Annotated in this window: 10 protein-coding genes; 9 read left to right on the forward strand and 1 reads right to left on the reverse strand. The window is 48.6% G+C overall.

What is annotated here, in order from left to right:
• Positions 1-41 precede the first annotated feature (41 nt).
• From MHB46_RS00210 to MHB46_RS00230, 5 genes are all read left to right on the forward strand, one after another.
• Positions 42-1,559, forward strand: a complete 1,518-nt coding sequence (locus MHB46_RS00210; protein ID WP_341161245.1) for a carboxypeptidase M32 — start codon at positions 42-44, stop codon at positions 1,557-1,559.
• A gap of 127 nt (positions 1,560-1,686) precedes the next feature.
• Positions 1,687-2,778 carry an ABC transporter substrate-binding protein gene (locus MHB46_RS00215; protein ID WP_165177094.1) on the forward strand — a complete coding sequence of 364 codons (1,092 nt, stop codon included), beginning with the start codon at positions 1,687-1,689 and terminating at the stop codon, positions 2,776-2,778.
• Positions 2,775-3,587 (forward strand): ABC transporter ATP-binding protein, encoded by an 813-nt coding sequence (locus MHB46_RS00220; protein ID WP_165177092.1) that lies wholly within the window; start codon positions 2,775-2,777, stop codon positions 3,585-3,587. The genes MHB46_RS00215 and MHB46_RS00220 overlap by 4 nt, the downstream gene beginning before the upstream one ends.
• Positions 3,588-3,595: 8 nt before the next feature.
• On the forward strand, positions 3,596-4,429 hold the full coding sequence (locus MHB46_RS00225; RefSeq protein ID WP_013310592.1) for an ABC transporter permease: 834 nt from the start codon (positions 3,596-3,598) through the stop codon (positions 4,427-4,429).
• Positions 4,430-4,582: 153 nt separating this feature from the next.
• Positions 4,583-5,539, forward strand: coding sequence for an aromatic acid exporter family protein (locus MHB46_RS00230; RefSeq protein WP_023989050.1), 957 nt, complete (start codon positions 4,583-4,585; stop codon positions 5,537-5,539).
• A gap of 21 nt (positions 5,540-5,560) precedes the next feature.
• On the opposite strand, the gene MHB46_RS00235 is transcribed toward MHB46_RS00230, so the two are convergent.
• The gene (locus tag MHB46_RS00235) at positions 5,561-6,877 is read right to left on the reverse strand and encodes an amino acid permease (RefSeq protein ID WP_341161246.1); all 1,317 of its coding nucleotides are present in this window, start codon (positions 6,875-6,877) and stop codon (positions 5,561-5,563) included.
• Positions 6,878-6,992: 115 nt separating this feature from the next.
• Between MHB46_RS00235 and MHB46_RS00240 the strand changes: the two genes are divergently transcribed.
• The 4 genes from MHB46_RS00240 to mutS all read left to right on the forward strand — a co-directional run bounded on the left by MHB46_RS00240 (position 6,993) and on the right by mutS (position 12,866).
• The gene (locus MHB46_RS00240; protein ID WP_341161247.1) at positions 6,993-7,889 is read left to right on the forward strand and encodes a LysR family transcriptional regulator; all 897 of its coding nucleotides are present in this window, start codon (positions 6,993-6,995) and stop codon (positions 7,887-7,889) included.
• 126 nt (positions 7,890-8,015) lie between these two features.
• Entirely contained in the window at positions 8,016-8,573 is a 558-nt protein-coding gene (locus MHB46_RS00245; RefSeq protein WP_061831597.1) for an outer spore coat protein CotE, read from the forward strand.
• Positions 8,574-8,703: 130 nt separating this feature from the next.
• The gene (locus tag MHB46_RS00250; protein ID WP_341161248.1) at positions 8,704-9,936 is read left to right on the forward strand and encodes a putative amidoligase domain-containing protein; all 1,233 of its coding nucleotides are present in this window, start codon (positions 8,704-8,706) and stop codon (positions 9,934-9,936) included.
• 110 nt (positions 9,937-10,046) lie between these two features.
• On the forward strand, positions 10,047-12,866 hold the full coding sequence (mutS, locus tag MHB46_RS00255; RefSeq protein WP_341161249.1) for a DNA mismatch repair protein MutS: 2,820 nt from the start codon (positions 10,047-10,049) through the stop codon (positions 12,864-12,866).
• Positions 12,867-12,903: the final 37 nt, after the last annotated feature.

Here is a 12,903-nt window from a genome sequence, read left to right on the forward strand (position 1 = left end):
TAAAGTTTTAACCATTTTAAGTTAAAGAGGTGACCTCAAATATGACGCAACAGACGTTGGATCAATTGACGGCTTTAAAGGAGCTTGCACACAAAATTAGTAGTTATGGCGAAGCAGTAGGTCTGCTGCACTGGGATTTACGGACTGGCGCTCCGCGCAAGGGCGTTGATATTCGGTCGGAGACGTTGGGTATGCTGTCCACTGAAATGTTCAAGCTGATGATCTCGGATGAAATGGGACAATTGCTGCAATTTTTTGCCGTAGAAGACAAGCTGAAGCAACTGGAGGACAATGATCGCAGATTGGTGGAGGAATGCCGTAAAAATTATGAACTGAATCGTTCGGTTCCGGCAGACCGATACCGGGATTATAGCATTCTTGCAGCACAGGCAGAGAGCAAGTGGGAGGACGCAAAGGAACATAGCGATTTTACCGGATTTGAACCGTACTTGTCTAAAATCGTAGACATGAAGCGTGAGTTTATCGGCTACTGGGGTGTTAAGGATACAGAGTATGACACGCTTTTGGATCAATATGAGCCGGGGATGACGGTTGAAAAGCTGGATGCTGTGTTTGATCGTCTCAAGAAGCGCCTTGTGCCCCTATTGTCTAAAATTCAGGCTTCATCGAACCAGCCGGATAAGAGCTTTTTAGATGGTGTGTTTGATGTGAAGCAGCAGGAGAAGTTCAGCCTATTCATTTTAGGACAGATGGGGTATGACTTTGACGCAGGTCGTTTGGATGAGAGTGTACATCCTTTCGCAACAGGATTAAATCCAGGTGATGTGCGTATAACAACTCATTATCTGCAAGATGATGTAACCAGTGCTATTTTCAGTTCGTTGCATGAAGGAGGTCATGCGCTGTACGAACAAAATATTGCTCCAGAGCTGGCAGGATCACTACTGTCTGGAGGAACCTCTATGGGGATTCATGAATCCCAGTCCCGCTTGTGGGAGAATAAAATCGGACGCAGTCGTGCTTTCTGGGATCGGTATTACGATGATTTGCAAAAGCATTTTCCTGATCGTTTGGCAAAGGTTACGGCAGAGCAATTCTACCGGGCAGTCAACCGTGTGGAAAATTCACTGATTCGTATTGAAGCGGATGAGCTAACATATAATTTACATATCATTATCCGTTATGAAATTGAAAAAATGCTGTTTAATGAAAAGCTGGATGTGAAGCGTCTCCCCGAGGTGTGGAATGCGAAATATAAGGAATACTTGGGACTTGTTCCACCGAATGACGGACTGGGCGTACTTCAAGACGTTCACTGGTCCGGCGGTGATTTTGGTTATTTTGCTTCCTACTCGCTTGGCAATATGTATGCAGCGCAAATTTTGGCGACATTACGTAAAGAGTTGCCAAATCTAGATGAATTAATTGCTGCTGGAGAGCTTGAGCCGATCAAGCAATGGCTGACCGAACGTATTTACCGTTACGGCAAGAGTCGGACGCCGTCCGAGTTGATTGTAGCCATTACAGGTGAGGATCTGAACCCGGATTATCTCGCCGACTATCTGGAAGAGAAATATACCTCCATATACAAGCTGTGAATCATATAGCATCTACCCCGCGTTCCCGGGCGAACGTGGGTTTTTTTTTTGCAATTAACCAATATATCGACAACGGCATAACAATATATGAAGTCAACCGATGTAAAAAGGTGGGGAGGGAATAAGGATGAAAAACGGCGCTCGTTTCAAAGCTGTGGTGGCTGCGGCACTACTCGGATTACTGTTGCTCAGTGGGTGCACCCCCAAAGGAGGGGAGCAGACGATTGAGATCAGACTAGGCGAGGTAGCCCGTACGGTCTTTTATGCGCCGCAGTATGTAGCCTTGAGCCAGGGGATGTTTGCTCAGGAGGGACTGGATGTCCAGCTGGCAACGATTCCCGGGGGTGACAAGGCGATGACGGCGTTGTTGTCCAATCAGGCGGATATCGCGCTGATCGGCGCGGAAACATCTATTTATGTGTATCAGCAAGGAGCAGAGGACCCTATCATTAATTTTGCCCAACTGACACAGAAGGATGGAACCTTTTTGTTTGCCCGTCAAACGCAGGATAGCTTTGAATGGGAAAAGCTGAAAGGGCAAAATTTTTTAGGCCAACGCAAGGGCGGAATGCCGCAAATGTCACTTGAATTTACGCTTCGCAAACACAGCATTGATCCTCACAAGGATCTGAAGCTGATTCAAAATATTGATTTTGCTAATGTTGCCTCTGCTTTCGGCTCCGGTACAGGGGATTATGTGCAGCTGTTTGAGCCGCAGGCATCTATTTTTGAAAAGGAAGGTCGTGGGCGGGTTGTTGCCTCTATCGGTGTGGAGAGCGGCGAGTTGCCGTATACGGTATATATGGCTAAGCAAAGCTACCTGAACACAAATAGCGAGGCTGCACAGAAATTTACAAATGCTGTATATCGGGCACAACAGTGGATTGCTACGCATTCACCTGAACAGATTGCCGAAGCAATCACGTCCTATTTTAAAGATACAGATTTAGCTGTTTTAACGAGTAGTATCAAGCGATATAAGGAACAGAGTACCTATGCTTTGAACCCGATGATTGAGGAAAAGGAATGGAAGAACTTACAGGATGTCATGACCTCGGCAGGAGAGCTTAAAAGTCCGGTTGCACTAGATAAGTTAGTGAACCCAAGCTTTGCACAACAAGCGATTTCGTCAAGCTCTACCGGGAATACTGAACCGCCTGTGAAAAAGAGCACAACTGAATCTACGGATGCAGGTGTCGGGGCTGGAGGTTCGTCATGATGGAGGAACGGAGTAGCCTAACTTTGGACGCGACCATCCCGATGGTGAGACTGAAGCAAGTAACGCATGTCTATGTAACGGATCGTGAAGCTTCGCTGGCGGTTGAGAATATTGATTTTTCCGTAGAGACAGGGGAGTTTGTCAGCTTGGTTGGTCCAAGCGGCTGCGGCAAAACGACGATCCTGTCCATGATCGCGGGGCTACTGCGTCCAGCGGCAGGCCAAGTTATATTGCAAGGTCAGCCGGTAAGTGGTCCGAGTCCAGAGGTCGGTTACATGTTACAGCAGGATTATCTGTTCCCGTGGCGGACGATAATGGATAACGCATTGTTGGGTCTGGAACTAGGCAACAGAGTAGATGAAGCTGCGCGTGAGCGGACACGGCTGTTACTGGAAGGCATGGGTCTGGGAGGGAAGGAGCATCTGCATCCATCCCAGTTGTCTGGGGGAATGCGCCAGCGCGTGGCGCTGGTACGGACGCTGGCGACCAATCCGGGACTGCTGCTGCTGGATGAGCCGTTCTCCGCGCTGGATTATCAAACCAAGCTACAGCTGGAAGATCTGATTGCGGAAACCTTGCGCGAGCGGAGGAAGACGGCTATTTTAGTCACACATGATTTGGCCGAGGCCATTGCGGTCAGTGACCGGATTATAGTGATGGGTCGAAATCCGGGTCATATCCGACGTACCTTCGAGATTCCGGATTGCATCCGAGAAGCTCAGCCTTTTTATGCACGCGAGCAGCCGGGTTTTAATGAGCTTTTTCATGAAATATGGGGTGAACTGGAGGCTTCGGGAGCAAAGGAGTGAGTTAACGTATGAAGGACGAAGCGGATCAGCTTGAGCAACGTTGGATTCAAGGACTACATCAGGCGTATTTACGCAGCAGGCGTTCGCAACGATGGTTAGTGACAGGTGTGCAGACAGCTATTTTACTGCTTTTGTTTGTGCTATGGGAAATTGCAGGCCGTTTGAAGTGGATTGATGTACTACTGTTCAGCTATCCGAGCAAAATTTTTACCCAGATCGGCAAGGATGCGGTCAGTGGTGAATTATGGGGACATGTAGGTGTCACCGTGGGAGAGACGATGGCGGGTTTTTTACTCGGTACACTGTTAGGTACGTTGCTGGCTGTACTTATTTGGTGGTCACCGTTTTTGTCGAGGGTGCTTGATCCCTATATGGTCGTGTTCAACAGTATGCCTAAGGTGGCGCTAGGTCCAATTTTTATCGTCATGTTTGGGGCGGGATTTACTGCTATCCTAATGACAACCCTCTCCATTACGGTCATCATTACGACACTAGTCGTATACAACAGCTTTCAGGAAGTCGATTCGAATCTGATCAAAGTGGTTCGCACGTTTGGCGGATCACGCCGTGATACGTTTCAAAAGGTGATTTTACCTGCATCCTTTCCTGCAATCGTCTCTACGCTGAAAGTGAATGTCGGTATGGCATGGGTTGGTGTGATTGTTGGTGAATTTCTGGTGGCTAAAAACGGCTTAGGCTATTTGATTATCTATGGTTTTCAGGTGTTCAATTTCACGCTGGTTATGTCCAGTCTGTTGATCATTGCTGTCGTAGCTACACTGATGTATCAGGCGGTCGTGTATGTGGAGCATCGTCTGCTTTCTGGTCGTCCTCATCGCTAATAATAAAATTTCTGAACATTTGTGTAAAACGTGAAAATAAAGTACCATGAAAAATGAAAATACTTAAAATTTATGAAAATGAGCATTATGCATAAATTTCGAATTATGCAAAATGCTGAAACAGATTTCATCTAGAGAGGACAGAATTTTTTCATGGGCTTTCGTACGATTAAAACGGCTATTGCCGCATTAATGGCCGTACTTATTGCGGAGGGTTTTGGCATTCATGGAGCCACCTCAGCAGGGCTTTTAGCGATTTTGGGGGTGGATGTCACACGCAAGAGAAGTCTCCGTACCATTTCGGCGAGATTTTTTGCATCCGTCGTGGGGCTTCTTTTTGCTTGTGTTTTGTTTGTGGTATTCGGATTCCATGATTGGGTACTGGCATTATATATTTTAACGGCGTTTCCAGTCATTGTACGGGTGGGATTTAAAGAAGGGATCGTCACCGGTTCGGTCGTAGTCTTTCGCGTATTCAGCGGCGGCGTGATTGATATGGAGGTACTGCTGACCCAGCTAGCTCTGCTAGTGATTGGACTGGGTTCCGCGATGATTGTCAATTTAGCCTATATGCCGGGTTCTGATAATACAATGCAACAAATTCGGCAGGAGGTGGATCGGACATTTTCTGTTATATTCAGAAATATGGCCAATACGCTGCGTAGTCCAGCATACATATGGGATGGCAAGGAAGTTATTGAAGCGAACAGCGTGATAGCCAAAGGGGTTACTGAGGCGGGGCGTTCCTTGGAAAATCAGATGCTTCGTCCCCAAGAGGGCTGGAATGTGTATTTTTATATGCGAAAAGAACAGCTGGATTCGATCCAAAACATGATGCAGTTGATCGCACAAATGTATCAGCATATGCCGCAGGCCAAGCTTCTGGCCGAGCTGTTCGACCAGCTTAGCAATGACGTTTTGGCTGGACATTATACGGGACAGACCGAGAAGCTGCTAGAGCAGGTTCGTGAAGAATTTAAAGCAATGGAGCTTCCCGCAACCCGGGAGGAATTTGAGATTCGTTCGGCATTATTGCAGCTTACACATGAGCTTCATCAGTATTTGAAAATTGCGAAAAAGGACAAGGCCCCTACTCCAGTGAAAAATTAGAGTAAAGGCCTTGAGAGGCTACTATCCGTGACGGACAGTAGCCTTTTCTTGTTCAGTAATGGTAGAAGCCGATTGACTCAAAGTCCGTTTGTGCCGAATTCGGTCTGTGGTCCATAAGACAGCGGCGATCAGGCAAGGGTACAGCATAGCCCATCCGACAAAGGGGAAAACGATAGCCGTAGAGATGAACGATATCCAGCTAATGGCTACGCCCCAGCGACTACCACGTAGAAGCTTAATTCCTGCTGCACAACCGCCGAGATAGGTCAGAATAAAGGTGGCGTTCGGGAATTGAATCAGCTTAGTGAGTGAAACAGCGCCACTACCGTACAAAACCATAATGATCACGAAGCAGACGCTAAGAAAAGCAATGCCTCCGATAGGGGTATGGAAACGTTGGGATAACCTGCCCATCCAGCGAAAGGCCTGTCCTTGCCGGGATAAAGCATAAGCGACACGTGAAGCGGCACCAACATAAGCAATAATAGTAGCGGTACAAATAAAGATACCCGTCAAGCCTGCAATTATCGCGCCCCACGGTCCGATAGCTCGACTAATTACCCATACGAGCGAAGCATCCGAATCCCCTGCAAGGTAACTTTGTGTGCCCACAGTAGCCAGCGCAGTTAAGAAATAAAGTAAACCGACAATGACGGCTGCAATGGTCACACCTCTAACGGCCGCCCGCTGGGGATTGGTGAATTCCTCTGACATATGGGACACGGCCTCCCAACCGATAAAGCACCAAAACAAAATCGCGGCCGCTTGACCGATAGAGAGCCAGCCATGTGGAACAAACGGGGTGAAGTGGACTGTTTTCATCTGAGGAAGTGCTGCGGCAATGGCGAATATAAGGACGGCAACGATAGCTATGACGACTGCGATCTGAATACGTCCCGCGACCTTCATGCCGATCCAGTTGATGATCAGGCCCACCGCCAGCATAGCAACGGCTAACATTATGCGACTTTCCTCTCCCCAGCCCATGGCTGCGATCATATAGCCGGCTCCGGTGAGTGCGGCAACAGGTGCCCCAATCGGAACCGACATGAGAAAAAACCACCCGATATAAGCACCGGCACGTGGGGAAAAGGCCAACGTGACAAAGTGCGATACCCCTCCCGCATTCGGAAATTTGGCAGATAGAAGCCCCATGGAAAGTGCCATTGGCAGGATGAGCAGGGTCATAAAACCCCATGCCAGCAGCGATGCCGGCCCCGCCATTTGGGCAGCAAGACCAGGCACAATCAATATCCCCGAACCCAGTACAGCTCCGATATAGAGTGCAATGGCCTGAGGAAGACCAATGGTGGATTGAAGTTTATTTTCATTTGTCATGCAGAAAAGCCTTCTTTCGCTTGTTATTTCCTCCAGCTTATCAGATAATCAATCTATCGGAAAAACGGAATATAACGATTGCTTGCATCGGAAAAACCGATTGAAGGAGCGGATTATGGAATCGCGGCATTTGTTTACCTTTTTAAATGTAGTTGAGGCAGGCAGTTTTACGCGAGCAGCGCGTATACTGGATTATGCACAGTCGAGTATCACTGCTCAAATTCAAGCGCTAGAGACGGAGTTGGGTACGCCGCTTTTTGATCGCATTGGCAAAAAAATCATGCTGACGGATGCCGGACGACGTCTGCTGCCCTATGCGCAGGAAATTTCCAAGATGCATGCTATGGCTAAGGATGCGCTTCGTTCAGAAACGGAATTGGCAGGCACGCTGAAAATAGGAGCACCAGAATCTCTGGCCGCTTTTCGTCTACCAAGCCTGATCCGTGAGTACAGAGAACAGTATCCGAAGGTTAAAATTGTCCTTAAACCCGGTGAATGCTGGGAATTACGCGATTTGATTCGTTCCGGTGAGCTGGATTTGGCTTTTTTGCTACAGCCTGAGACGGAGGATAGAGAACTGAATGTCACCACGCTTATTCATGAGCCGATGGCCTTGGTTGCTCCACTTAAGCATTCGCTGGTTACCTATACCCGGGTAGAGCCTACCGACTTGAAGGATGAAACCATTTTGCATACGGAGGCAGGATGTACGTACCGTATCCTTTTTGAGCAGTATTTGAATAAACACGGAATTTTTTCAGACCCTAGCCTGGAATTTTGGAGTATTGAAGCCATCAAGCAGTGTGTCATGGCTGGATTGGGTATAGCGCTGCTTCCGCTGGTAACGGTACAAAATGAGCTGCGAGAAGGTAAAATGGCGCGTTTAGCCTGGGATGACAGTGAACAGCAGGTGGCTACTCAGGTCGCTTATCACACGAAAAAGTGGAAATCTCCGGCTCTTAGTGAATTTTTACAGATCGTTGAGCAGCATGTAACACATTGGCGTGCATGAGTTCAAGCCATCGCGGCATATGCTTATACAAATAATATTTTTTCCTTTTCGCCTATTCACTCAACATTCGCCCACAACCTGCATACATATGTATGGAATGATTGATTGTATGGAGGAGGTTCAAGAATGGCATTAAGTCATAAAAATCGTAGAGAGATTATTACCAAAGCGATCTGTGGTAAAGGTCGCAGATTCTCTACCGTAACCCATACCGTAACTCCGCCGAATAATCCAACGAGCATTTTAGGGGCATGGATTATTAACCACCAGTATGAAGCTGTGGCGGCGGGGGACGGCATTGAGGTCGTCGGGACGTATGATATCAATATTTGGTACTCATACGATAAAAACTCGCAGACCGATGTGGCCAAGGAAACGGTGTCGTACGTAGAAAATGTGCCGCTCTCGTATCTTGATCCGAAGCACCGGGCGTCTACAGTGGAAGTATCCGCCGAAGCTACACAGGAGCCGAGTTGTGTCGAGGCCAGTGTGTCTTCTGGAGGTGGCAGCGTAATGATCCGGGTCGAGCGGGAATTTGCGGTGGAGCTGGTGGCGGAAACGAAGATTGTTGTAGAAGTATTCCCGAATGGTAGCAGCGATGATTTTGAAAAAGACTTTGATTTTGGAGCGGAAGAGGGGGACTATGAGGAGCTCGACCCCGACCTCATTGACGACGAGCTCTGACAGAAGTAACCAAAAAGAGGGCCGCTTTACTCTTTGCGCCGGCTGATTCTGCGCAGGGGGCAAAGGCCCTCCTTTTTTATTGTTTGGATTGAAATTGGGTTGAAATCCGTACGTAGTCCGTGGGGGGGATATGATGCAGCAGCCGGGACAGGCGCTCATACGCTTCAGACAGATGGCAAATGATGAAAAAAAGCGTAGACTGGAGCGTTCAGGCATAGCGGTGCAGTGGATGGATAGCAGTATAGCAGATTTTGCGATAGGCTACGCGGTGCAAATCCATCAACTGCGAGTGTTGGAAATTCGTAGACGTGCCATCGAAGGCCCTTCCAAAGTCCGCGCATACGATCTGTCTGAGCTGGATCAACATTCACCGCTCTATGTCCGGATGGAGCGGCTGGCTGTACGTGCTTTGTACACACTGGGTTTGGACAGTGGTGAGGTGGTACTGACGCCGCTTGGGGAGCGCAGCTGTCAGGTGCGCGAAGTCTCGGCACAGCCATGGCTGAACGATAGACGTTTGGCCACGCTATATGAAATTGCTGCGCGTGAAGGGGATATTGAGGGTGAAAATCTTTCAGAACGAGGGAGAGATCGACTACTCATCGGAATGGACCCCGAATTTGTGCTGGTTCGTATGCCAGAGGGACGGGTCGTTCCGGCCTCAAGATATTTGGGTCGTCTTGGCATAGCCGGCTGCGATGCTGTTACTCGTCGAGGACGAACACTGTATCCAGTCGCTGAGCTTCGTCCTGCGCCGAGTGGAGATCCGGCCCGCCTACTGAAGCATCTGCGTCAAGCTTTTGCAACAGCTGCCCGGCGCATTGCTGACCGCACACTCATCTGGCAGGCGGGGGGGATGCCGCAACCGGGTTTTCCGCTGGGCGGACATCTGCATTTCAGCGGGGTTTCGCTAAACGGTGCCTTGCTCCGGGCACTGGATAACTATTTGGCACTGCCTTTGGCGCTACTGGAAGACAAGCGTGCGGTCCGGCGCAGACCGCATTATGGCAATTTGGGTGATTTTCGCCGTCAGTCGTATGGAGGCTTTGAATATCGTACACTGCCCAGTTTTCTTATTTCGCCACAGCTGGCGAAAGGTGTGATTGGAATGGCGTTTCTCATTGCTTCTCAATATCCGCGTTTGCAACGTAGGCCGCTGGGTCAGGAGGAGGCTCACAGAGCCTTTTATGAAGGAAATCAATCTGTGCTTAAGGAGTATATGGAACCTCTTATTTTGGATATGGTTTCACTGGAAATATACTCGCAATATGAAGCTTATGTAGCGCCATTGCTGGACAGCCTCCGCAAGGGGAAACAGTGGGATGAATCACGGGATTTGCGCCCATATTGGAAGCTTACGTAAAATCAAGTGTCGACACCAGGAACGGTTTCATGTTATCAACTGTCATTTTTGATATAATGAGAGATAATTATAAGTTTAAACGGAACAAAGTGTGGGGGTTAGTAAACGGTATGTCCAAATATACACCGATGATTGAGCAGTATTTATCCATAAAAGAGCAGGCTAAAGATGCATTTTTGTTTTTCCGTCTGGGAGATTTTTACGAGATGTTTTTCGATGATGCAATTCTTGCATCCAAGGAACTGGAAATTACACTTACGGGTCGTGAGGGTGGCGCCACGGAAAAAATTCCGATGTGCGGCGTGCCTTATCATTCAGCTGAAAATTACATACAGCGCCTCATTGAGAAGGGTTATAAGGTGGCCATCTGTGAGCAAATGGAGGAAGCCTCAGCTACAAAGGGGATGGTACGGCGGGATATTGTCCGCGTTGTGACCCCGGGAACGGTGATGGAAGGCAAGGTGCTGGGTGACAAATCCAACAACTACATGGTATGTGTCACAGAGACGGACGGGATGCTGGCGCTTGCGGCGTGCGACTTGTCAACAGGTGAATTGTATGTGACTTCTGTGCCTGATTCGAAAGAATGGCTACTAGATGAAATTAACATTTATGAGCCTTCCGAAATGTTGGGAGATGGTCATCTGCTCGATTTTGTGACATCCCGTATGTCCCCCGTTGGACGGCGTGTTGTGTATACGGCCTGGGACAAATCCAAGGATGATTTGGTTCGGGATCAATTTGGGGAAGCCACGTGGGCAAGGCTTACGGAGGAACGCAGACAGTGCGTATCGCGCTTGATTTCCTATTTGAATGAAACGCAAAAAAGATCGTTAGGCCAATTGACCCAAATCTCGGTATATGAGCCAAACCATTTTATGATTCTGGATCCATTTACCCGCAGGAATCTGGAACTGGTGGAGACGGTACGGGAACGCTCCAAGAAAGGCTCGTTGCTGTGGCTGTTGGACCGCACAGAGACTTCCATGGGAGCCCGTCTGTTGCGTCGTTGGATTGACAAGCCACTGTTGAGCAGCAGTCTTATTGAGGAACGCTTGGAGGCGGTGGACAAGCTATACCACCAGTTTATTTTCCGAGAGGATGTACGTGCTCAGCTTAAAGAGATTTACGATCTGGAGCGTCTAGTTGGGCGGATCGCCTTTGGTAGTGCTAATGCACGAGATCTGATCGCCCTCAAGCTGTCGCTGGCCCAAATTCCTTCTTTACGCGAGCTGTGCGCTGAATCTCCTTCGAAGACGCTGAGACGGATTGCACAAACGCTGGATAGCTGTACAGACCTGTGTGCGTTGATTGAGGAAGCGGTGGCGGATGAACCGCCAATTTCCGTAAGGGATGGAGGTCTTATTAAGGAAGGCTACCATCAGCGTCTGGACGAACTGCGCGAGGCGAGTGTGAACGGTAAACGTTGGATCGCTGAGCTAGAGGCCAAGGAACGTGCAGCAACCGGCATTCGGTCACTTAAAATTGGATACAACAAAGTATTTGGTTATTATATTGAGGTGACCAAATCCAATTTGGCTTCATTACCAGAAGGTCGATATGAACGCAAACAGACGTTGGCGAATGCGGAACGGTATATCACACCGGAGTTGAAGGAAAAGGAATCTCTAATTCTGGAAGCCGAGGATAAAATGGTTGATCTGGAGTACACGCTTTTTACAGAGCTTCGCAGTAAACTAAACGCTGAAATTCCCCGTTTGCAAAAGCTGGCAGAGCAAGTGGCTGAAATTGACGTGTATCAGTCGCTGGCATCGGTTAGTGCGGAACGGGGATTCGTGAAACCTGAGCTGACTACAGGATATGATTTCGTAGTGGAGCAGGGGCGCCATCCCGTGGTGGAAGCCGTAATGAAAGATGGCGGTTTTATCGCCAACAGCACGGTGTTGGAGGAAGGCGATGCGCATATTCTACTTATCACCGGGCCGAATATGGCTGGGAAAAGTACGTATATGCGTCAGGTTGCGCTTATTGCAATTATGGCTCAAATTGGCTGCTTTGTCCCAGCTGCACGTGCCAAGGTGCCGATGCTGGATCGCATTTTTACACGGATCGGCGCGGCGGATGATCTCATCGGCGGGCAGAGTACGTTTATGGTCGAAATGGCAGATATCCAAGTAATGACGGACAAAGCAACTCCGAGAAGCTTGATCATTATTGATGAACTGGGACGAGGTACGTCCACTAGTGAAGGGATGGCAATTGCACAGGCAGTCATCGAATTTGTCCATGACACGATCGGCTGTAAGGCGCTGGTATCCACGCATTTCCATGAGCTGGCGCATTTGGAGCAAGGCCTGTCTTCGCTGCGAAATTACTCTATGGCCGTGCAGGAAAGCGGCGACAAGGTGAATTTCCTGCGCAAGCTCATACCGGGAGCGGCTAGCAGTAGCTATGGCATTTATTGTGCTCGGCTTGCAGGCTTGCCCAATAACATTATTGAGCGAGCGAATGGACTGCTGAATGGTTTTGAACAGGCAGCAGCTCAAGTAACGGCAGGTACCGAGATAGTAGTAGGAGGGAAGGAAGGGACTGATCTTCGTACAGTTTCAGGGACGGAAGATATTTCTTCTTTGACCGAATATAATTCAGGCCAGACATTGCGAGAAAGCGGAGAAACTGCATCATCAACTCAGTCTTTATCACAGCAGGCCACCCTGGTAAAAGAAGATACTCTACAGACTGTGGAGGATTCCAGCAGGTTGGAGCAAGGAACAACCGAAGTGGTACAGCTGTCCATTTTCGGAGAGCAGGAGCTTGCCGCCTCCAAGCCCCATGCAGAGACAGTAGAAGCTAATCCGATTGTGCGCCAAATTTTGCGCAAGGTGAAAAATGCTGATGTCATGAACATGACTCCCTTACAGGCGATGCAGCTGTTAAATGAATTAAAAAACAAGGCCAATGGCCTGTAGTTAAAATAAGTGACATTCTTATTTTTCATCACACTTT

The sequence above is a fragment of the Paenibacillus sp. FSL H7-0703 genome (assembly GCF_038003485.1).
In the GTDB taxonomy this organism is placed as follows: domain Bacteria; phylum Bacillota; class Bacilli; order Paenibacillales; family Paenibacillaceae; genus Paenibacillus; species Paenibacillus polymyxa_B.

Bases quoted from the DNA above. Each gene is read 5' to 3' on its own strand.
- MHB46_RS00240 (WP_341161247.1), top strand. From the start codon at position 6,993: ATGGAATCGCGGCATTTGTTTACCTTTTTAAATGTAGTTGAGGCAGGC.
- MHB46_RS00235 (WP_341161246.1), bottom strand. From the start codon at position 6,877: ATGACAAATGAAAATAAACTTCAATCCACCATTGGTCTTCCTCAGGCC.
- mutS (WP_341161249.1), top strand. From the start codon at position 10,047: ATGTCCAAATATACACCGATGATTGAGCAGTATTTATCCATAAAAGAG.
- MHB46_RS00245 (WP_061831597.1), top strand. From the start codon at position 8,016: ATGGCATTAAGTCATAAAAATCGTAGAGAGATTATTACCAAAGCGATC.
- MHB46_RS00210 (WP_341161245.1), top strand. From the start codon at position 42: ATGACGCAACAGACGTTGGATCAATTGACGGCTTTAAAGGAGCTTGCA.
- MHB46_RS00220 (WP_165177092.1), top strand. From the start codon at position 2,775: ATGATGGAGGAACGGAGTAGCCTAACTTTGGACGCGACCATCCCGATG.
- MHB46_RS00250 (WP_341161248.1), top strand. From the start codon at position 8,704: ATGATGCAGCAGCCGGGACAGGCGCTCATACGCTTCAGACAGATGGCA.
- MHB46_RS00230 (WP_023989050.1), top strand. From the start codon at position 4,583: ATGGGCTTTCGTACGATTAAAACGGCTATTGCCGCATTAATGGCCGTA.
- MHB46_RS00225 (WP_013310592.1), top strand. From the start codon at position 3,596: ATGAAGGACGAAGCGGATCAGCTTGAGCAACGTTGGATTCAAGGACTA.
- MHB46_RS00215 (WP_165177094.1), top strand. From the start codon at position 1,687: ATGAAAAACGGCGCTCGTTTCAAAGCTGTGGTGGCTGCGGCACTACTC.